The organism is Pseudomonas sp. 14P_5.3_Bac1 (assembly GCF_025466135.1).
Lineage (GTDB): Bacteria > Pseudomonadota > Gammaproteobacteria > Pseudomonadales > Pseudomonadaceae > Aquipseudomonas.
In genome coordinates this window covers 272,959-293,313 of the sequence record NZ_JANLOF010000057.1, presented here as the reverse complement: position 1 = coordinate 293,313, position 20,355 = coordinate 272,959, and the positions used below count along the sequence as shown (strand labels likewise).

General features: G+C 58.5%; 27 protein-coding genes. 24 read left to right on the top strand and 3 right to left on the bottom strand.

The genetic code is table 11. The annotated features are described in order from the left end of the window. Positions 1-82 precede the first annotated feature (82 nt). The 24 genes from NTD89_RS15240 to NTD89_RS15125 all read left to right on the top strand — a co-directional run bounded on the left by NTD89_RS15240 (position 83) and on the right by NTD89_RS15125 (position 18,327). Positions 83-997, top strand: coding sequence for a GPO family capsid scaffolding protein (locus tag NTD89_RS15240; protein ID WP_262208471.1), 915 nt, complete (start codon positions 83-85; stop codon positions 995-997). 1 nt (position 998) lies between these two features. Further along, positions 999-2,021: a phage major capsid protein, P2 family gene (locus NTD89_RS15235; protein WP_262208470.1), complete on the top strand. Its 1,023-nt coding sequence runs from the start codon at positions 999-1,001 to the stop codon at positions 2,019-2,021. After that, positions 2,018-2,743 carry a phage terminase small subunit gene (gene gpM, locus NTD89_RS15230; RefSeq protein WP_262208469.1) on the top strand — a complete coding sequence of 242 codons (726 nt, stop codon included), beginning with the start codon at positions 2,018-2,020 and terminating at the stop codon, positions 2,741-2,743. The genes NTD89_RS15235 and gpM overlap by 4 nt, the downstream gene beginning before the upstream one ends. 97 nt (positions 2,744-2,840) lie before the next feature. Beyond that, complete coding sequence (locus NTD89_RS15225; protein ID WP_262208575.1) at positions 2,841-3,311, top strand: head completion/stabilization protein; 471 nt, start codon at positions 2,841-2,843, stop codon at positions 3,309-3,311. Continuing rightward, on the top strand, positions 3,308-3,757 hold the full coding sequence (locus NTD89_RS15220) for a phage tail protein (RefSeq protein ID WP_262208467.1): 450 nt from the start codon (positions 3,308-3,310) through the stop codon (positions 3,755-3,757). Before NTD89_RS15225 ends, NTD89_RS15220 begins: the two co-directional genes overlap by 4 nt. Then, a complete protein-coding gene (locus tag NTD89_RS15215; protein WP_262208466.1) occupies positions 3,747-4,427 on the top strand; it encodes a phage virion morphogenesis protein in 681 nt (226 codons plus the stop codon). The genes NTD89_RS15220 and NTD89_RS15215 overlap by 11 nt, the downstream gene beginning before the upstream one ends. A gap of 11 nt (positions 4,428-4,438) precedes the next feature. Continuing rightward, complete coding sequence (locus NTD89_RS15210) at positions 4,439-5,566, top strand: DUF2586 domain-containing protein (protein WP_262208464.1); 1,128 nt, start codon at positions 4,439-4,441, stop codon at positions 5,564-5,566. 6 nt (positions 5,567-5,572) lie between these two features. Then, positions 5,573-6,022, top strand: coding sequence for a DUF2597 family protein (locus tag NTD89_RS15205; protein WP_262208462.1), 450 nt, complete (start codon positions 5,573-5,575; stop codon positions 6,020-6,022). Beyond that, a complete protein-coding gene (locus NTD89_RS15200) occupies positions 6,022-6,240 on the top strand; it encodes a TraR/DksA family transcriptional regulator (RefSeq protein WP_003235240.1) in 219 nt (72 codons plus the stop codon). Before NTD89_RS15205 ends, NTD89_RS15200 begins: the two co-directional genes overlap by 1 nt. Then, positions 6,237-6,443, top strand: coding sequence for a hypothetical protein (locus tag NTD89_RS15195; RefSeq protein ID WP_063033543.1), 207 nt, complete (start codon positions 6,237-6,239; stop codon positions 6,441-6,443). The genes NTD89_RS15200 and NTD89_RS15195 overlap by 4 nt, the downstream gene beginning before the upstream one ends. After that, positions 6,440-6,973 carry a lysozyme gene (locus NTD89_RS15190; protein ID WP_262208459.1) on the top strand — a complete coding sequence of 178 codons (534 nt, stop codon included), beginning with the start codon at positions 6,440-6,442 and terminating at the stop codon, positions 6,971-6,973. The genes NTD89_RS15195 and NTD89_RS15190 overlap by 4 nt, the downstream gene beginning before the upstream one ends. Further along, positions 6,973-7,431 (top strand): lysis protein, encoded by a 459-nt coding sequence (locus NTD89_RS15185; RefSeq protein WP_262208458.1) that lies wholly within the window; start codon positions 6,973-6,975, stop codon positions 7,429-7,431. Before NTD89_RS15190 ends, NTD89_RS15185 begins: the two co-directional genes overlap by 1 nt. 32 nt (positions 7,432-7,463) lie before the next feature. Then, a complete protein-coding gene (locus tag NTD89_RS15180; protein ID WP_262208457.1) occupies positions 7,464-7,751 on the top strand; it encodes a putative phage tail assembly chaperone in 288 nt (95 codons plus the stop codon). Positions 7,752-7,771: 20 nt separating this feature from the next. Beyond that, a complete protein-coding gene (locus NTD89_RS15175) occupies positions 7,772-7,915 on the top strand; it encodes a DUF6890 family protein (RefSeq protein ID WP_370881244.1) in 144 nt (47 codons plus the stop codon). 6 nt (positions 7,916-7,921) lie between these two features. Further along, a complete protein-coding gene (locus NTD89_RS15170) occupies positions 7,922-10,318 on the top strand; it encodes a phage tail tape measure protein (RefSeq protein ID WP_262208455.1) in 2,397 nt (798 codons plus the stop codon). Then, positions 10,315-10,632: a DUF2590 family protein gene (locus NTD89_RS15165; RefSeq protein ID WP_053253851.1), complete on the top strand. Its 318-nt coding sequence runs from the start codon at positions 10,315-10,317 to the stop codon at positions 10,630-10,632. Before NTD89_RS15170 ends, NTD89_RS15165 begins: the two co-directional genes overlap by 4 nt. After that, positions 10,629-11,801, top strand: a complete 1,173-nt coding sequence (locus tag NTD89_RS15160) for a baseplate J/gp47 family protein (RefSeq protein ID WP_262208454.1) — start codon at positions 10,629-10,631, stop codon at positions 11,799-11,801. Before NTD89_RS15165 ends, NTD89_RS15160 begins: the two co-directional genes overlap by 4 nt. Continuing rightward, positions 11,798-12,322: a phage tail protein gene (locus tag NTD89_RS15155; RefSeq protein ID WP_262208452.1), complete on the top strand. Its 525-nt coding sequence runs from the start codon at positions 11,798-11,800 to the stop codon at positions 12,320-12,322. Before NTD89_RS15160 ends, NTD89_RS15155 begins: the two co-directional genes overlap by 4 nt. A gap of 8 nt (positions 12,323-12,330) precedes the next feature. Next, positions 12,331-14,721: a phage tail protein gene (locus NTD89_RS15150; protein WP_262208451.1), complete on the top strand. Its 2,391-nt coding sequence runs from the start codon at positions 12,331-12,333 to the stop codon at positions 14,719-14,721. Next, entirely contained in the window at positions 14,718-15,221 is a 504-nt protein-coding gene (locus tag NTD89_RS15145) for a hypothetical protein (protein WP_262208450.1), read from the top strand. The genes NTD89_RS15150 and NTD89_RS15145 overlap by 4 nt, the downstream gene beginning before the upstream one ends. Beyond that, on the top strand, positions 15,214-16,140 hold the full coding sequence (locus tag NTD89_RS15140; protein WP_410017217.1) for a hypothetical protein: 927 nt from the start codon (positions 15,214-15,216) through the stop codon (positions 16,138-16,140). The genes NTD89_RS15145 and NTD89_RS15140 overlap by 8 nt, the downstream gene beginning before the upstream one ends. Beyond that, positions 16,137-16,682: a DNA-binding protein gene (locus NTD89_RS15135; protein ID WP_262208448.1), complete on the top strand. Its 546-nt coding sequence runs from the start codon at positions 16,137-16,139 to the stop codon at positions 16,680-16,682. Before NTD89_RS15140 ends, NTD89_RS15135 begins: the two co-directional genes overlap by 4 nt. Next, a complete protein-coding gene (locus NTD89_RS15130; protein WP_262208446.1) occupies positions 16,679-17,383 on the top strand; it encodes a hypothetical protein in 705 nt (234 codons plus the stop codon). The genes NTD89_RS15135 and NTD89_RS15130 overlap by 4 nt, the downstream gene beginning before the upstream one ends. Continuing rightward, entirely contained in the window at positions 17,356-18,327 is a 972-nt protein-coding gene (locus tag NTD89_RS15125) for a hypothetical protein (protein ID WP_262208444.1), read from the top strand. The genes NTD89_RS15130 and NTD89_RS15125 overlap by 28 nt, the downstream gene beginning before the upstream one ends. 12 nt (positions 18,328-18,339) lie before the next feature. On the opposite strand, the gene NTD89_RS29545 is transcribed toward NTD89_RS15125, so the two are convergent. From NTD89_RS29545 to NTD89_RS15115, 3 genes are all read right to left on the bottom strand, one after another. After that, a complete protein-coding gene (locus tag NTD89_RS29545; RefSeq protein WP_410017216.1) occupies positions 18,340-18,663 on the bottom strand; it encodes an SEC-C metal-binding domain-containing protein in 324 nt (107 codons plus the stop codon). Positions 18,664-18,665: 2 nt separating this feature from the next. Beyond that, complete coding sequence (locus NTD89_RS15120; protein ID WP_262208442.1) at positions 18,666-19,511, bottom strand: DUF6602 domain-containing protein; 846 nt, start codon at positions 19,509-19,511, stop codon at positions 18,666-18,668. A gap of 529 nt (positions 19,512-20,040) precedes the next feature. Further along, positions 20,041-20,256 (bottom strand): hypothetical protein, encoded by a 216-nt coding sequence (locus tag NTD89_RS15115; protein WP_262208441.1) that lies wholly within the window; start codon positions 20,254-20,256, stop codon positions 20,041-20,043. Positions 20,257-20,355 lie beyond the last annotated feature (99 nt).

Below are 20,355 nucleotides of genomic sequence, written 5' to 3'. Positions count from 1 at the left end.
CGCGCATTTGAACCGTTTGTTTGAGGGCTGAGGGCTCCCTATCTTGGCGGCTCATTCAACCGATTGAGCGCAGTTAACGCCCATGCCCCGTTCCCTTGTTTCGTACTGGAAACGTGTCGCCACCAGCGGCACCACCGCCGATGGTCGCGAGATCCTTCCCCAGGAACTGCGCGATATCGCTGAAACCTACAAGCCTTCGAAATACACGGCGGTGATCTGGTGCGACCACGAACGGTGGAGCGGTTCCCACGGTACCGTCTTTGCGGTGCGCCTGGTGGAAGAGGGCGAAGACCTTGAACCTGGGCAAATCGCCTTGGAGGCACAGCTCAAGCCCAATGATCGCCTACTGCAGCTGAATGATCAGGGCCAAAAGCTCTTCTCCAGCATCGAGATCACCCCGAACTTCGCCGGCAGCGGAAAAGCCTACCTGACAGGTCTTGGCGTCACCGATGAGCCCGCCAGCCTGGGCACCCAGGAACTCTATTTTTCCAAGCAGACCCACCAAAACTCCTTCTATGCCGCCTCCGTCGAGCTGGGCTCCTTTGAAGCCGAACCGCAGAGCGAGGTCGGCAAGCTGATCGGTTTGCTCACTGGCCTATTCAAGCGCTTTGCCACGGATGCCGAGCCCGCCGAACCCACCACCCCAACTGAGAGCAAAACCCCAATGGATGAAGCTACCGCAACGGCCCTTAAAGCCCTGCTGGAGCAGCTGCTTGTCGTCGCTGCCGGCATTCAGGCTGTGATTGAACCCGCCGCCGCAGATGCGCCAGAACCAGACCAAGCACCCATCGACGACGTGAGCGCGGCCGTGGACGATATCGTCACAACCGCCGAGGAGGAACGTGAGTTCCGCCGTAGCGGTGGGTCGAACAAGGCCGTTCTGGTTCAGTTGGAGAAGCTGCAAAAGCAGTTCTCCGCACTGCAGAACACCTCCACCGGTCGCCAGTTGCCCCGCAACGCCGGCCCGGTGACCACCACCAAAAAGCGGGTGCTCTGATATGGCCCAGCCATTAAGCGCCCGTGGCGCCAAACAATATGCCGAGCTGCAGGAAGCGATGGCCGAAGCCTATGGCGTCGAGCGATCGAGCCGCATGTTCAGTGTGGAACCCACGATCGCCCAGGAGCTGAACGACGCGATCACCGCCAAGGCTGATTTCCTGGAGCGTATCAACATCGTTCCGGTGAGTGAGATCAAGGGTGAAAAGGTCTTCATCGGTGTGAATGGCCCAGTTACTGGCCGCACCAACACCAAGACCACCGATCGAGAAGCCAAGGACGCTTCGGCGCTGGACAACACCCAATACGAACTGGCTGATACCCAGTCGGACGTGGGCCTTCCATACGCCAAGATCGATGCTTGGGCGAAGTTTCCAGACTTCAAAGAGCGTTATTCCGCCGCAGTGCAGAAGCGCATCGCGCAGGACCGAATCGTTATCGGTTTCCATGGCACCCACGCCGCTACGCAGACCGACCTGGAGAAATTCCCCAAGCTGCAGGACGTGAACAAAGGCTGGCTGCAGCAACTGCGCGAGCAGGCCCCGCAGCAGGTGCTGAAAGAGGGAGGCGCCGCCGGCAAGGTCACGCTGGGCGCCGGTGGTGACTACGCCAACCTTGATGCCCTGGTGCACGACACCAAACAGATGGTCGACGAGATCCTGCGCGAAGACGGCGACCTGGTAGCGATTATCGGCACCGATCTGTTGGCGGCTGACAAAGCCAAGCTTTACACCAAGCAAGGCGACAAGCCGACCGAAAAAGAGCGCATCGAAGACGCGCAGGTCATTGCGACCTATGGCGGTCTGCCGGCGTTCAGCGTGCCGAACTTTCCGGTCAATGCGGTGCTGGTCACCAGTTGGGACAACCTCTCGATTTACTTCCAGGACACCAGCTGGCGTAAGCAGACGATCGAGAACCCGAAGCGCTCCCGCGTTGAGGACTACAACAGCCGCAATGAAGGCTACGTGATCGAGCAACTGGAAAAGATCGCGCTCACCGAAAACGTTGAGCTGGTGGCCGCGTGAGCCTGGCACTGGCGCACAAGCGCCGCACCCTGGCCTTGGGCAGCACTGCAGTAGCGGCGCTCGCCGCTACTGCAGGCTTGGCCTACTCCCCGGCTGATGCCCTGAGCAGCCCCGCCAACGCACGTAAACACTTGCTGTTGCAGGAAGCGGCATTGGACCAGGACCTGGCGCGCCTGAGTGATCTCAAGAACCTGGCCAGCAAACAGTCGCTCAAGCGGGAAGAGCTGCTGCCCAAGTACCAGGAATACGTCCAGCGCTACTGCGAATCGGGGCTGAACTTTCCCAACCGCGTCGCGGTGCAGGTGATGGTCTGGCTGTTCGACACCGCCCAGTTCGAAGACGCCCTGGAGCTAGCCGACTTCCTGATGGAACAGGGCCAGGAAATGCCTGAGCGTTTCAAGCGTCGGGACATCCGGACGTTTGTTGCTGACGCCGTGTGCGAGTGGGCCTATGCCGAATACAACGCCAAGCGCAGCCCGGAGCCTTATCTGTCCGACCTACTGCCGCGCGTTGACGGCGAGTGGAACCTGACAGAGCAGATCCCCAGCAAGTACCACAAGTTGATTGGCATGCGCGCCATGGAGGCCGAGCAGTGGGACACCGCGCTCAAGCATCTGGAACGCTCCACTCAGCTGCACGCGCCGGCCGGGAACGACACTCGCATCAAAAAGATTCGCAAGATCCTGGCAAAACAAGCGGCCGTTAACCCGGCTACCGAATAACCGACTACCCCCCCAGCGGGAACCTGTGGAAGTGAGCCGTCCATTTATGGACCGTCCCACTGAAAACAGGCTTCCCGCCCTATTTGAGCGGCCAGCAATGAGCTTTTCCGGGAAAACCACCACCTTCGTGGAACTGACGATCGAGAACGACGGCTTCTGGCCAGACCTCTCTGTGTCCGAATTCCAGAAGGAACAACGCCTGCCGGCTGAGTACCTGGTTGAGCTGCTGGCCGACACACTGAAAAGCGCAATGTTCGAGGTAAATACCGACCTGGCCCGCGTGAAGGCGGCGCTGCAGGCGGCTGGTATTTCGAATCTGCAGGCAGTTGCAGGTGTGGCGACTCCGGCTGAATGGGCCTATGCCCACAAAGTCACGCTCTATAAACGCGCCGTCTACAGCCGAGCCAAGGGCAATTCGCTGCCCCAGTTTGCCACCGTGACCCGTCGCGAAAGCGCCGAAAACACCGGCAAGGAAGCCCCCGAGCGGGCGGAAACGTTCTTGGCCTTCAGCCAGCAGGCCGTGCGCGCCCTGCAGGGCCGTGGCCGCATAACGGCGTCATTGCAATGATCCAGCTGCAGGCGCTGACCGCCTACCTGATGGCCCGCAACCTGGTGCCGCCTGAGCAGTTCGACAGCTGGACCGAACAGGTCAGCCTTGAGCTGATCTGGAAGCCTGACCGCGACGGCCTGCACATGGCTGACATGCGCTATCGCGCCGCGTTTTCCCTGGAGCGTTTCACCGGCCATCCCGCCAGGCTGATGGCCTTGGTGGGCAGTTGGCTGGAAACCCACGACACCGACCGCGACCGCCACGAACTGCCCGCGCCGATGTTCACCGTCGAGCCGCTCGACCAGGACAGCTTCGACGTTGAACTGTCGCTGGAATTTGTCGAGCCGCAGTACCTAGCCCAAGACCCTGCCGGCGAGATCGAGGCATTCGGCAAAACTTGGGCCTTCGTCCCGTTCGATCTGTGGATTGCCGAGCATGGCGAGGTGGGCAGCAATGGCCGCTAACCCGCTCAACCTCGATATCAGGGGCTTGCTGGACGTCGACGCCCAGTTGGCGTTGCTTGAGTTGTCGCCGCAGCTCCGCCGGCGATTGCTGAACAGAGTGACTACACGCGTGCGGACGATGAGCCGTAAGCGGGTGCGTGAGCAGAAGAACACCGACGGCACCCCGTTCGCTGAACGCAAGGGCAGCGCCAAAGGCAAAAAGAAGATGGAAGCCGGCCTGGCCAAGCTGCTGCAGGTCACCCGCGTCAGTTCCGATGAAGCCGAACTGGGCTGGAAAAACGCCTTGACCCGTTGGGTCGCCGCCCAGCAGCACAACGGCGTCAGCGAGCGGCGCACCGCTGCACAGATGCGCCGCTGGAACAAAGTCCCACCAGGCATTGCATGCACCGAAAAACAGGCCAAGCGCCTGCGCCGGTTGGGCTTTCGTGTCCGGCACAAAGGCAAAAGGGCGCTGGCCAGGCCGTCGGTGGCTTGGATTCAGGAGCATGTGAATTACGCCAAGGCCGGCCTTTTGATCCGCATTTTGAACGATGAACGAACCGAGAAAACGGGCGCGCAAAGCTGGGACATCACCCTGCCAAAACGCCAGTTCCTGGGCGTGGAAACCAGCGGCGAAACCCGCGAGCTGGTTAACCAGGTCTTTGAACAAATCCTTAATTCACCCCGCTAACGAGGCACAGCATGGCACTTGGCAAAGTCAGCGTTAACAATCTCAATCTGGGCCAAGGCGCCGTGACTGAGATCGAACGCTATTTTCTGTTTATCGGGCCTGGTCCGAAAACCGCTCCAAAAAACATCGGCAAACTTGTGCCGCTCAATACCGAAAGCGACCTCGATGCCGCCCTGGGTATCGCTGCCAGCGACCTGAAAACCCAGATCACTGCCGCTCGCTCGAACGGTGGCGATCGCTGGGCCTGTCTGGCGGCACCGATCGTGGCCGATACCGACTGGCGCGCCTCTTTGGAAACTTGCCAGCAGCAGGGCTTTTCGGTCGAGGCAGTCGTTATCACCCAGCCTGTGACCAAGGGCGACGACCTGGCGGCCATGCACGACGCGGCGGTGCTGGTTAATAACGTCTACGGCCGCCGCTTGTTCGTGATGGCCGCAACTGCCAGCCCGACCGTGCTGCAGTCCTGGTCGGAATATGTGTCCGAGCAAAAGGCAATTACCAACAACGTGGCCGCGCCGCGGGTGATGGTGGTGCCGCAGCTGCACGGCAATGACCTGGGCGTGTTCGCCGGTCGCTTGGCCAACGCTGCCGTGAGTATTGCCGACAGCCCAATGCGTGTGGCCACCGGTGCCGTAACCGGTCTGGGCAGTGTGCCGGTCGATAAAGAGGGCGTGCCGCTGCCGTCCGCGATCCGCGCCGAGTTGGACAAGTCTCGCTTTTCTGTTTCCCAGACCTACCCGGACTACCCGGGTGTTTATTGGGGCGACGGCAACATGCTGGACACCCCAGGCAGCGACTACCAGGTAGTCGAATATCTGCGCCTCACGGACAAGGCGGCGCGCCAGGTGCGGCCGCTGCTGATCCGCCGTGTGGCTGATCGTCGCTTGAACAACACCCCCAACAGCATGGCCGTGAACGTCAACGCGCTGATGGCACCACTGCGCCAGATGGCCAAGTCGGTCAAGTTCGCCGGCCAGGTGTTCCCGGGGGAGATCGAGACGCCGAAAGACGGCGACATCGTGCTGACCTGGAAGAGCAAAACCGCCGTCGAGGCGTACATCAAGCTCAAGCCCCACAACTGCCCGAAAGACCTCACGGCGAACATCGCCCTGGATCTTTCCAACGACGTTTCGGAGTAACCCCCCATGTCACGTATTGGCGGCAAGAACTTTGACGTGAACCTGGGCGATCTGCAGGTACACGTCGAAAGCTGCACCCTGGATATCACCGACAACAGCAAGACCGCGCAAACCCGGGGCGTGCCTGATGGCTACGTCGACGGCGACGTAGCGGCGGCAGGTGAAGTTGAGCTGGACTCGACCAACTTTAACCTGGTGGTCGAAGCGGCACGCACTGCCGGCAGCTTCCGCAAGCTGGATGCGTTCGACGTGGTGTTTTTCGCCAAGGCTGGCGACGACGAGCTGCGCATCGAGGCCTTCGGCTGCAAGTTGAAGATTTCCAGCCTGCTGAGCATTGATCCGAAGGGCAGCGAGAAGACCAAGCACAAGGTGCCGTTTGAGGTCACCAGTCCGGACTTTATCCGCATCAACGGCGTGCCTTACCTGGATTCCACCGAGATCGAGGGCATTAGCTGATGGTATGCCCGTTCGATCGCGCCCAAGCCCTGGAACAACGTCAGCGGGACCAGGCTATCAACGCCCAGTTGGCCCAGGCACGGCGTGAGTCAGCGGGCCCAAGCCTTACTCACTGCCAGGACTGTGATAACGAGATTCCGGCAGCGCGCCAGGCGCTCGGCGGCAAGACCCGCTGCGTCCCGTGCCAGTCTTTTTTCGAAAAAGGAGTGCAGCGATGAGCACGAATCAGGCGGCCCAGGACACCGCCATCGCACTGGCGAAGGCTTCACCTGCGATCGGTGTAGCCGCCACTGGGGCGACAGGGGCCGTCGACTGGTCGGCTGTCGCCTACATGCTGACTGCCGTTTACATGGTGCTGCAGATCCTGCTGTTGGTTCCCAAGTATCGCCAGATGCTGCGCGACTGGAAGGTGAAGCCATGAGCCTGCGCGGCAAGATCGCCGCCGGCGCTGTCACGCTCTGCAGCTCTGCGCTGGTGGTTTTCCTGGGCACTTGGGAAGGCAACGCCCAGAACACCGTTTATGCGGACAAGCTGGCCCGTGGCCTACCCACCGTGTGCAAGGGCATCACCCGCCATACAAGCCCCTACCCGGTGGTTGTAGGCGACTACTGGTCGGATGCGCGCTGCAGCGAGGTGGAGCAACTGGTGATCAGTAGGGGCCAACTGCAGCTGGCCGACTGCATCACCAACCAGGACGTGGGCCAGAACACATTCGATGCCCTGAGTAGCCATGGCCACAACTTCGGCACTGCCAGCACATGCGCGAGCCGCGCCGTTGGCTTGATCAATGCCGGCCGTATCAAAGAGGGCTGCCAGGCGCTGGCCTGGGCGCCTGACGGCAAAACACCGGTATGGGCCTTCATCACCACCGCCGATGGCAAGAAGGAATTAGTCCCAGGTTTGCATAAACGCCGATTGGCCGAAGCCGAGCTTTGTAAGGCGGGCCTGTGATGCGCGAAGGCACTTTCATCCTGGTGCTGTGCCTGGTGGCTTGGTTCGGCTTTGACCTGCTGCAGGACCAGCGGGACACCGCACGGATAGAGCGTGACGCGGCGCTGTTTGAAGTGAACGGCCTGCGAGAGGCGGCGCGCATCAGCGGCGTGATGCTGGCAGAGCGTGACGCCATCGACCTTCAACGTACCCAGGAACTGAACCATGAACGGGCTGAAAACGATGCTCTGCGTCTCGATGTTGCCACTGGCCGTAAGCGGTTGCGGCTCAACGCCACCTGCAGCGCCCCAGTGCCCGCCAGTGCCGGCGCCGGCGGCGTGGCTCATGCAGGCACCGCCGAACTCACAGCAGACGCTCGATCGGATTATTTCACCCTCAGAGATCAACTCGCCCTCAGCCGGCAAATGATCCTGGGCTTGCAAGACCACGCCCTGCGGGTTTGCCCGCGCCAACCATAACTGACACCTAACCTCTGAACGGAGCAACACCCATGACCGATACACGCGATATCACCCTGGAAGTAGGCGACAAGGAATTCACCTTCGCCCTGACCCCCCAGGACGTGACGAAGTACTTCAACGCCGTGACCCAGGCCAACAAGGTTTCGCCGGCGAATAACCTGTTGGTGACCACCGTTAAGCAGGAACAACGCGCCACCCTCAAGCCCCTGTTGGGCAACCCGGTGTTGGTCATGCAACTGGCCGGCGCGCTCCTGGAAGAGTACGGCCCAGACGTTGAAATCACCGTAAAAAAGCCCTCGACCACGCCGAACGACTGACCGAAAACGGCCTGGGCCAACTGGTGGCTCTGGCCGGCCGCTGGCTACCAGGTGCCGAGCCCACCGCCGAGGTGATGGGAACGGCCAAGTGGCTGGAGGACGAGCATTGGCGCCGCATGGAAATCGCCATTGCCAATGGCATCGCCTACGCACTCAACGGATAAACACTGATGGCTGACAAAAGCGCCCGCCTGGCCTTTATTTTGAGCCTGACCGATAAGGTCACGGCGCCAATGGGCAAGGTCAAAACCGGTTTTTCCGACCTGGCCGAACAGAGCGAAAAGCACATCAAAACCATGGGTTTTGGTCTGGCGGGCATCACGGGCGCCTATGTCGGTATCACCCAATCCATGGAACCCGCTTTGGAGATGAACCGCGCCCTTGGCGAGGTCCGATCGCTGAACGTGGCCGAAGACGCCTTGAACTCGCTGAACCGTAAGTCACTGGAGTTCTCGGTGGCCTACGGCGAGAACGCCAAGGATTTTGTCGCCTCGGGGTATCAAATTGAGGGCGCCATCAAAGGGTTGGTTGGCAGTCAGCTGGCCACCTTCACCAATGCCAGCAACGTGTTGGCCAAGGCCACCAAGTCCGACGCCGACACCATGGGCACCTACGTCGGCACCATGTACAACTTGTTCAAAGGCCAGGCCGACGCCATGGGCAAAGGCCAATGGGTTGAAACCCTGGCGGGCCAGACGGCCACGGCCGTGCAGCTGTTTCGCACCAGTGGCGAGCAGATCGGTGAGGCGTTCAAGGCTGCAGGTGGCTTGGCCAGCACTGCCGGTGTGAGCCTGGCCGAGCAGATGGCTGTGTTGGGAACGCTGGGCAGCACCATGGACGGCGGCGAGGCTGGCGGCCTCTACAAATCCTTCTTTGAAAACGTCAGCGCTGCCTCTGAAAAGCTGGGCATGAAGTTCGTGGATCAGCAGGGCAAATTGCTGCCGATGATGGACATCCTGGACAAGCTCAAAGGCAAGTTTGGGGATCTGTCGATTGAGGCCAACGGCGCGAAGCTGCGCGATGCTTTCGGTGGCGAAGCGGCGCGGTTGATCAGCAGCCTGATGGGCGACACCGACCGCCTGAAAAACGGTATGGAGCGACTGGGCAATGTGCGCGGGCTGGAGAATGCCGAGCGGATGGCCAAGAACATGGTGGACCCGTGGCAGCAGTTCAGTTCCGCTGTCGAGGCGTTGCGCATCGCCTTTGGCCAGGCGTTGATCCCGATCTTGACCCCGCTGATGGAGCGCCTGGTGGGGATTGCCAGCACGCTGACCCGCTGGACTCAGTTGTTCCCTAACATCACGCGCTTGATTGGGATCGTAACCCTGTCGTTCCTGGCGATTACCGCCGCCATGTCGTTGCTTACACTGACCGTGGGGCTTTCGAAAATGGCATGGCTGGGGGCCGTTGTGGTGTGGAATGCCCTCACCTGGTCGGGTTATCGCAGTATCGCCATGTTCCTGTACCACACCGTCATGGTGGTGGGGTTCGTGGCCGGCCTGGTGCTGATGGTTGCCTGGATGGGTCTGGTCAAGGGCGCAATGTTGCTCTGGCAGGGCGCGATCTGGCTGGTCAACACCGCGTTGCTGGCCAACCCGGTGGCCTGGATCGTGATCGGCATTGTTGCCCTGGTCGCGGCCGTGGCGGCGGCGATCATCTATTGGGACGACTGGACCAGTGCGCTACTCAATAGCGAGGCATTCCAGTGGGTTAGCGGCCAGTTGACTGCGCTGTCGGAGTGGTTCGACTCGATGGGCGGTTGGTCGAACATGGCCAGCGCCGCGTGGGACGCCATCGTCAACGTATTTAAAAGCGCTATCAATGGCTTGATCGAGATGTTGAACAAGATCCCCGGCGTGAACATTGAAGCGGCGTTCGGGGACATGCCGGCGGCGCCAGAGCTTCCAACCATTAACGCCCCGCAGGTCGAAGCGCCGTTACTGCCTCAACTGGTAAGCGCGCCCCAGCAATCGATCCAAGCACCGCCCCTGGTGCTGGCTCCCACGCCTAAAGCACCGGCGCCGGTGATGCCGACGCTGGAAGCGTTGCAGCCCCCAGCGAAGGCGCCGGCACTGGTATTGACTCCAGCCCCGAAGGCAGCAGCACCGGCAATCGCTACACCTGCAGCGTTGCAGCCGCCGGCACAGCTACCGACCCAGGTCCTGGCACCGGTGCCGAAAGGGCCGGCACCGTTGGCTCAACCCCAAACGGCCCGGGAATTGCCGCGCTCGTTGCCCAAGCTGGTGGCAGTGCCACCGGTGCAAACGCCGGCGCCGATCGGGCCGCAGCTGACTGTCCCGCAGCCGCTGCAGACGCCGCCCCTGGTTACCGCTCCCGCTCCCACGGAGAAGGCCGAGCAAAGCCAGCAACGCATCAACGGCTCGGTATCAACCCTGTCTCCGAAACGGCCTGACGCGGTACCCCGGGGCGGCTTCCTGGCCAGCATCCAGAACAACAATCAAACCCAGAACAAGGGCAATCACGTGGAGAACGTCAACATTCACACCGCCAAGCAAATGACCCCGCTGGAACTGGAAGGCATGTTGGCCATGGCGGTGGGCGGATGAGCGAGTACATCGACCTGTTGATCATGGACAACGACCTGGTGCTGGACCCGTCGCGTCAGCCGCTGCTGATCGAGGACCGGGCCAGCATCGCCCAGGACATCGCGCACATGATCCGCGAGAGCGGTTTGCTGGTCACGCTGGTGGCTGAGCGTAGCCGTCTGCGTCAGCGCGACTGCATCCAACAATTGGAACTACTGGTGGAGGCCGACGAGCGCCTGGTACCGGGTACGGCGCTGATCAAACAAGTGGAGTCTGGCCATTACCTGGTCACGGCGAAAACGCTGAAATTTGGCGACATCGAGGTGACGTTGTGAGCGACGTAGATTTTAAGCAGGCACTGGCAGACGGCGGCATTCCGGTCACCGAAGATGGATTGCGCAAGGCCTGGGAAAAGGAAGTCGCCGCGCAAGGTAGCAAGCTGAGCAACACCAGCGCCTATTCGCCGTTCTGGCGACTGATCACCGCCCTGGTGACCAAGCCGGTGCTGTGGCTGATCAACTTTGTCAGCGGCACGGTTCTGCCCAATTTCTTCGTTAAAACCGCCGTGGGTAAGTGGTTGGACATGTTGGCCTGGGCGGTCAACGTCGAGCGCAAAGGAGCGACCAAGGCCCAGGGAACGCTGTTTTTTACCAGGGACGTCGCCGGCGGCGTGCTGGAGTTGCCCGCCGGCATCCTGGTGCAATCCGCCGCTATCAACGGCCACATTTACCAGCTGATCACCACTCAGGCTGCGACCTTTGCAGATGGCGTGCTGCAGCTGGAAGTCCCGGTGGAAGCGCAGGAAGTGGGCAGTGGTTACAACCTGGCCCCGGGTTACTACGCAATTCTCCCCGTGCCCATTGCCGGCATCGCCCAGGTGGTGAACGCGGGCGGTTGGCTGATTGCACCAGGTGCAGACCCTGAGCCGGACGATCAGCTGCGTTTGCGCACACGCAACCAGTTCTCGGCAGTCAACCAGTGGCACACCGACTCGGTGTACCGCGCCATGATTTCCGCCTTCCCAGGTGTGCGGCCGGACGGGGTGTATTTCCTGCATGGCGCGCCACGGGGCCCCGGCAGCGCAAATGCCTACGTGTTGTTTGATGCCGACGTACCAGCGTCGACGTACCTGGAGCAAATCAACTCGCATATCCGCGACCAGGGCAATCATGGCCACGGTGATGACATGCTGGTGATGGTCATGCCTGAGACACAACACGCGCTCAGCCTCACCTGGTGGCCCCGGCCGTTACTGACCATCGAGCAACGCGAAAAACTGCAGGCGGAAATTGGGCAGTTCATCCGCGCGGCCTTTCGGGAGAGCGGCACCGGCGACTATCAGCCGACGCTGACCTACCCCCAATCGCGATTCTCGTTCAGCCGCCTGGGCGAAGAACTTCACCAGCAATTCGCCGGCATTGAGTCGCTGCATTTTGACAATGCCGACATCGTGTCAGAGCTGACCATTCCCCGGATCAAAACCCTGCAGGTGGTGCAGGCATGATCAAGCTCAGTTTGCCTTTCTGGCTGGACGGCCCGCAGTTGGCCAAGTTGAAAGCGGCCGCGCAGTCCTGGTGGGAAAAGGTCGAAGGCTGGCTGCAATGGCCGCTGATGCAGATGAACGCGGACACCTGTCACATCACGGTGCTGGATTTGTTGGCCTGGCAGCGCGATATCAGCCGCTTCAAAGACGAACCGGAAAGCCTCTACCGGCTGCGCGTGAAGTTCGCCTTCATAAACGCGGTCGACGCCGGCAGCACGGCCGGGCTCAAACGCATCCTGCAGCGATTGGGCGTTGGCTACGTCGAGATCAACGAGAGATTGCCCGATAGGGACTGGGACGTAGTGCTGCTACGCCTTTCCGATTCCCAACTGTCGCAAAACCCTGAGCTGATGCGCGTGCTGATTCAACAGTACGGCCGCACCTGCCGGCGGTATGACTTCGTGACCATCACCCCCGTATCACTGCGCATTGTCGCGGTGGACTTCAACGACGACCAGCAAACGCTGGTCGCCAGCCTGTAGGAGCCCCCATGGGAGCCAGCATTACCCTTGCAGGTGAAAGCCTGATCGCGCAGAAAGTCGGCGCACAACAATCTCTAAACGTTGCTCGATTTGTCCTGGCCAACGTGCCCGGGCTTGACCCGAACGCTACTGTTGATCGAGCGGCGGGCAAGCCGGTGCCAGCGCAAGTCGTCGGCACCTATGAGGTGACCCAGAAAGGTTTCGTGAATCCGAACCAGGTGGTTTATAGCCTGATGCTCGGTAGCGACATCGGAGATTTTGACTTCAACTGGATCGGCCTTGAGACCAGTGAAAACGTGTTGCTGGCCGTGGCGTATCTGCCGGTCCAGCAAAAGCGCCGAAACATCCCGCCGCGCCAGATCGGCAACAACGTAACGCGTAACTTTTTGGTGGTGTTTGACGGCGCCCAGACGCTGACCGGGATCAAGATCGATGCAAGCACCTGGCAGCATGACTTTACTGTGCGACTGAGCGGCATCGATGAGCGCGAACGCTTGAGCAATCGCGATGTTTACGGGCGTGCTTGCTTCCACAGCAGTGCGCTTGCACTGCAGAAGGTGGGCAATGCGTACAGCCTGAAACCCGGCATTGCCTATGTTGAAGGTGTTCGGCTGGAGCTTAAAAGAGCGCAAGCTGTCGCTGTCCCGTCAATCCCTAACGTGGCCTGGCTTGACGTACGCCTGCAGCGGGAATTAAGCGATGCGGTCGGTACGTTCCAGGTCGTGTTTGGTTGGGATAAGCAAGACTACACCGACAGCACCGGTGTCCGGCACTACTTGGTGCCCATTGCAGAACTACCTACGATCGCCGCGATCAACGACCTGCGAGCCGTGGAGCCGATCACCAGCGAGCTGATCAAACACCTGGCAGCCCGGAACGGTGATTATCCCGGTCTGCGCGCTCGATCCACGACGAAAGGCGACGTAGGGCTGGACCAGATCCCGAACGCCATCAGCAGTGATTCAAACGCGAATGACCCTTGGATACTGGCCACCACGCACATGGTGCAGTTGGTGCGTAACACCCTAAACGCCAGCATCAACGCGCTGGTGACCGGCACCACTGCAGCCGGCAAAGCCCTGAAACTGGCCACGGCACGCACGTTTAAATTTAGTGGTGCGGCGACAGGTAGCGCGACGTTTGACGGCACCGCGGACCCGGAAATTGCGCTGACCCTGGCCGACAGCGGAGTGACGCCCGGTTCCTATACCAAAATGGCTGTCAACTCTAAAGGCGTGGTCTACGCAGGAAGTAACCCAACGACGCTTGCTGGGTATGGCATCACCGATGGATACACAAAAAATGAGGTGGCCAACGGGTTTGTGAAGCAGGGTGGGGGTATCGGTCAATTATTCAACCGGGTTCACATTGGTTGGTCCGCAACCGGTTTGAAGGTCACTGTAGACGAATCCGATCTAGGTCGGATCTGGACTGAACATCTCTTCAATCCCAATAGCAAGGCTGATAAGGCCACGTCCCTCAGCGGTTATGGTATCTCGGACGCCTATACAAAGGCTGAAACTAAGCTTGGATTTGTAAAACAAGGTGGTGGCATCGGTCAGAATTCAAACGATCTTTCTATGGGGTGGAGTGGAAATAAATTAAAAGTCACAGTCGATAACTTAGATTTGGGAGGGTTGTGGAGTGAATACAATTTTGATCCCTCTCAGAAAGCCGATGTGGCCGCCGTTTACAACAAAGAGACAGTTAATCAATTGTTGGTGGCGAAAGTTAACACCGATACATTGTCATTTGCGGGATTTGCAGGCGGATACGCCACGCAGCCGTACTTCCGGCATTCACTAACCAACGCTGTCGTAAGACTTGGCACTTATGAAGATGTTCAGACGCGTGCGCTTAAGGCTAATACGCTAGCAGGCTACGGCATCACAGATGGCTATACCATCGACCAGACCAATCAACAGCTGGCTTTGAGAGTCATCGGTGACAGCATTTCCCATGTAGGACTTGCAAGTGGCAATCCTGATTACCCATATGTTCGGGATCAGGTCACCCGCGAGGTTCTCTATTTGCAGCGCCGCCTGGGGTTCGTGCCCCCTGAGCAGGGCGGCGGCGTAGGTCAGTCCTCAAATAAAATCAAGTACGGTTGGGATGCCCAAGGTCGTGGGATGCGTGCTCAAGTTGATACCACCGACTTGGGTGTTCAGTGGGGAGAGGCAAACTTCTATCGGCCCGACACCACCAACTTTATGCCGATAGGCATCAATGGCACGTCTTTCCAGCTGCCTCCAGGTGGATCATGGTGTTATTCGGTCATGCATTATTACTTAGCAGGCCAAGGTGTTGTCGGTAAAAGTGGCCACGCACCTGGTGGAACAGTGATTTCTTTTAGCGGCGGGGCAACTATTTATGGTTTCGCTTGGAGGTATGCACCGTGAGTAACGAAAATAAATCTAAAGTGAATGTGGCAATTGCGCCTGTGGAAGAGTCGCTGGAAGCGCCATTGGCGGAGGTGTTGGTTACGTTCAGTGATGTCTCAGTAAAACCTGACAAATCGTTCGTGGTTACTGTTGCAGGTAACCGATGCCATGTTACCCAGGACTATAACGCCTCGTTGTATCAAGCTGTTCGCACTTACCTGGACGAGGGGGGCAAGTTTAAAAAATATGCTGAGGACATTGTTGTAGAGTCCGACCCGCTCGTGATTGCTCGGCTCTGGGCTGAAACAAGTTTGCAGAACACGGAAACGCTCGTTGCCCAATACCGCGACGCCCGAGACCTGGGCGGCATTACGCCAATTACGGCTGAGCAGTTCACGGCCCTGCTGACCTGGCGTCAGGCGGTGCGGGAGTGGCCGAAGGCAAAACGGTATCCGGCTGAGGCGAGCCGGCCCACTGCACCTGAATGGCTGCGCGCGGTTCTGAACAATGATGAGTGATTGGGCGCCGGTTACCATGCGTTGGCCCGCCCAGGCTACCCAATGGATGGGCCAACTTTCAGCGGCCCAGGGGCTTGCCAGCGGTGAGTTGGTCGGCACGGCTAAGCGCCTGGCAGATCTGAGCGGGAAAACCTCCACAAGCCCAGGGCCGGTGGGTGGTGCCGCCCAAGCTGCGATTGCGGCGGGCCGTGCTGCGCTTGCTGAGCAAATGGGCGACATTCCTACGTGCTTGGTGGTGACGCCATTTCAAAGCGGGATTGGCCAGGGCCGTGGCTATCAACGGTTCCTTTCCGCGCCGAACTTGCTGCAGCAGCTCGCCGGCAAACTGGTGGACGTGAGCGACACCGGCCGGCCGGACGGCCCCCAGTTCGCCCTGTGCGTAATGTTCCTGTCGACGCGCTTTGATCAGTTGGCTGCGAGCCTAGCACGCTTTAACGCCTTGTTGCCTTTGCCTGACCTGGTGCGAACTGAACGCCGCGCACGCCACCTGTCGAAGCTGGAGACTGAAAAGTGGGAGATTCCCGCCGCTGGCACCTTGCCGCGTTGGCAGGCGTTGCCCTTGGAGCGTTGCACCGTAGTGAAGGCCGCGCAGCAATCCATGGCCGGCCAGCTTGCCGTTCTGGAGGGTTACGCCGCCGACAGTGCGCCCATGGCTGACCTTGCCGCGCTGGCCAGCCGCAAAGCCGCCCAGCAAAAGGGGCGTGATCAGCAACTGGCCGACCTGAAAGCGCTGTTGGCCGATCGCAACCCGGACAGCAGCATGTGTGCCCGCATGATCGGCCCTGGCAACGCAACCGAGCTACGCCAGGCGCTGTTGGCGGGCGATGCCCCGGGGCATGAGTGGGTACTGTGCGCCGGCGCGCTGCTGGTGGGATCTGAGAAGGGTTTGAGTTTCGTTCGCGAGCTGGTGGGACTATGACTCTGTTACTTGACGGGCAACAGGTGCGCGGGAAAAACCTGAAGGTCACCGGCAATTTGCGTATCGAGAGCGACGACCTGTCAGGTCAGACCAGCAACACCGACAAGGGGCACAAAGGCTTCAAGCCCAAGACCCTGACCGTCAGCCTGATGATTCCGTTCGTTGACCAGGAGCAACTGCGCGACCTGATGCGCCTGGTGGAAGCGACCGCCGGCGGTGGCCAGCTCAAGACCTACCGAATCGTCAACGACACCGCCGCCGCGTTCGGCATGCGCCAGGTGACCTTCACCGAAGGCGTGAGCGCCCGGGAGGACGACAACCTGCGCGCTTGGCTGATTCAGTTCACCTTGGCTGAAAAACTGTCCAACCCAGAGAAGGTCGAAGGGCGGCGATCGGGCAACGCGGTTACCACGCAGTCTGGGCCTGGCGGGGCGGTTGGCGGCGCCGGTGGCGATTCACCTGATGGGGCCGAGGAACTGACCGGCTTTGAAGCAACTTTGAAGAAAGTTGACACCTGGCTGGGCGGGGGGGCCAAGGAATGAAGCTGCACAAAGAATTGGCCATCAACGGCAAACCGTATGCCCTGGTCAAAAACGAAGTTCGGCTGGACGCAAAAAGCCCCGGCCGGGCGACGTTTACCGTTCAGGCCTCTGCACCGGTCAAGGGTTTGGTGACGCTCGATATCGGCTACAACGACAGCCCACTGCAGCGACACTTCATTGGCTACGTCGAACGCTCCACCACGGCCAGCAGTGGCCAGCAGGTGCTGTTCTGCCGCGAGTTGGCCGCGATTCTGGCCAACCCGCTGCCGCTGAACCTGCGTCACGTCGACCTGCGCGCGGTCCTGGTTGAGATCGGCCAGCACACCGGTTTGCGCTTCCGCGTCCCAGAACAGCCCTATGCGAGCATCAAGGCGCCATTTTTCTACAGCCTGGCCGCCGGCTACCAAGCTATGGATAGCCTGGCCCGGGTTTTCAACATTCCAGACTTCATCTGGCAGCAGCAGGGTGACGGGGAAGTATTCGTGGGCAGCTGGGCCGACAGCTTCTTTGGCGTTCGCTCGCCGCTGCAGCTGCCGGTGGAGCTGTTCGACGACTACCAAGGCAACCAAAGCGCGATGATTGCAGCCCTTCCCGGGTTGCGACCAGGTGCAACGATCAATCACGGCGAGCGCATCACCAGTGTCGCGCTCATCGACAATCAGATGGCCATCCGATGGACGACGCAATCCGCCGCAGCGTAGAACGACAATTCCCCGAATTCACCGGTGGTTACCACCTGCCACGCTTTGCCCGTGTTGTCGCCGTAGCCGACGCCCCGACCGGCGCCGGCATCTGTGACGATTTCCGGCCGCGCTATGCCGTCGACATCGAGGTCCTGGGGCCGGATGGCGAGCCGGACACCAAGCTGCCGATCCTTGCCGGCGTGCCGTTGCCGCTACCCACCGGTGGCGAGGAAATGGGCATCTACGCATTCCCCCAGGAAGGCACACAGGTTGTGGTGTGCTTCGCGTACGGCCTGCCGCACAAGCCCTATATCCAAACCATTCTGCCCCACGGCCTAAGCATGCCTAGCGTGCCGAAGGGTGACCAGGTGTGGCAGCACAGCGAGGCGTGCCAGCAGCGCGTCGACGCCGACGGCAACTGGCTGCGCCAGACCGACGGCAAGATCCTGGACAAGGCCATCGAGCGGGAAGTGGAGGCGATGGGTAACACTGAACGGTACCAGAGTCACACCAGTACCGTGGACGAGCATTCAACGGAATCGGTAGGGGGTATCAAGACGCTTGAAGCTTTGGGTGCGCTCAAGCTGCTGTCGGGCGGATCTGCGAGCTTGGCGGCGGTGGATGATCTGCACCAGGCGACAGGGCGGGATCTGAATTTAGTAGTGGGGCAAAAATATAACGCTACGGTGGGTGGCGATATGGAGGAACAGATTCAAGGCCTTCGCGTAAGCTTGGCGGAGGTCAGCCAACGCCTGACGGCCCCCAAGACGTGGATCGGTTCGAAGGATATAAGTATATTGCATATACTTTCTGCCACTCTGCAGTTAATCTCCGAAATGAACTCGAATATTTCCATGCATGTTCATGGTGGAGGGCCTCCCCCATCGACGGCGCAGCTTTTTTCGACAGGTGCTGGAGAAGCGGATATCCTCAAAAATACGCTTGAGTCCATTATGTTGTAAAATATCTCAAGTCTAGGTTTCGTTAAATGCTTGGCAGTTATTGCAATGCAGTACCAAGTTTTGCACTGATTCTTTAGGTAATCCAATAACTAGATTCTTAGAGCAGTTTCCACATATCAGTGCTGTTCCTTCTAGGAAGCCTTCAAAAATAACTGTGCTATCACCGTCTCTGCAAAATATGGACCTCGTATTGGGGTCTGGTTCTGGAATGATTTTCAGTGAGATTATTTTATCTATTGGGGGTGCAGCTGGGCGCTTTACGTTTCGACTATGGCAATCTTTAAAGAGCTGCCCCGACCCACAAGGGCATGGTTCATCCTGATCGATTTTGGCCATGATTATTCCCTGACTACAGATATTGGTAATTCTGGATCTATATATTGACCAAGGTCGGGTGTGTTTAGCTTCATTCTATTAAGCATGATAAGTAAATATGTAAAAAACCTACCGAATGCCCTGTCTTTTGCATCTTCTTTAATTATTCTTAATAGGATTTCGTCATATGCTTCTTTGTTTTTCTCTCTTTTGTGAATAGTAAGTACTAAGTTCACAAACTCATCAGTATCTAATAATAGGTTTTTTTCACCTCTAGTTAGATTCACACTTTCGTAGCGTAATACTCCCTCTCCGAGAACACAAACCAAATTGCAAAAAAAGTTAACGTCATGCACTTCTTGAGATTGTTGCATCCAGTTTGCAGTGAGGGAGTCTAATGAGTTTCCAGATAGCTGGAAACCGAGCACAATCCCAAAAGGTCTAGATGCTCGATGTACTGTCGCAAAGTCTCTGCTCGTGATCACCCCCAGATCTCTGGGGGCGAGCTCTTTAAAAAATCTGATTTTTTTTGCTGCGTCGTCAAACTCTGGTTTTGATAAAGAGGATTTTACTTCGATAATTCCATAAATTCCCTCTATTGGTAATATTGAGGTTTTGCCTGCATATAATACTGGGCAGTTAACTGCGTCATATATCACAATGTCGATTGCATGTGATCTTTCACCATTCTTAGTTATTACCTCTCCCTTTGTTACGCCATATCTTTTAGGTAGGTGCTCTCTAAGGAATTCCATTATGAATTCTTCCCTATTCTCTCCTTTGTCACCATTGTGCTGGATAAATCCCGATTGTTTGAATCTTGATAATAAAGTTGTTTCGATATGCGCAAATAAATCATTCAGGTTCATTATCTTTCCTTTCAAGTTTACTCATGAAATAGAGCATAGCATTGCTTTTTCTAGGTGTGGGATGATTTTGGATTGAGGGTTTCACTAACCGGCACCTCCAAAAATAAGCGTAGGCACAAAGCTAGACGCGAGAAAAAATTTGATGAAAAAGCACTTATCCCCCTCCCGCCGACGGGGTTTGCGTCCTTTTTTTGTGCAAACCCAGATGGAGTGCAAACGAACCCGCAGCCCAGGCGGGCCGGGAGGCTCCACGGCCGATCAGCAGTTTCACGGATTGCAAAAAATTGAAGATAAGTGCAGGGCGGTCGCACAGCAACGTAGTAAGCGATCATGAACGGTGCAGGGGTGGAGACCCCCGGGTTCATTGATTGAAAGGGAAGAAAGCGTAGGATTATGGGCATTTTCCGAAATGGGATAGATCTTTTTCTCACCGTATGTAGCGGTCCTCGAAGAGGCTGAAATCTTCCATAAGCCCCGAAACGTGGGGGCCTCGGCAACATTTAAGCATTTCACAATTTGTCTCGCCGCATTAAGTGGCTCCTGACCTTTTCAGGCGCGCCAAGCCTTGCTTGATATGCCCCGCGTTCTCACCGATTGCCTCTAAGGTACCCCGCACGTTTTCACCCACTTCTACCGAGTTTTGTTGTTCCAGGCATAGCGTGAGTTCCATCACAGCGGCTTCAACTGCCAACTGAGTTTCATACATCCTTTCAAGCACATCTGAGAGCGAGTATTCATGCGCCATATGAGGAATTCCTATTGTGAGTTCTCGGACTAGCCGCAAGCTGAAGGACTCGCCAAACAGATGGCTATTTTGGAACCAGGGCTGGGAAAAAGGTAATTT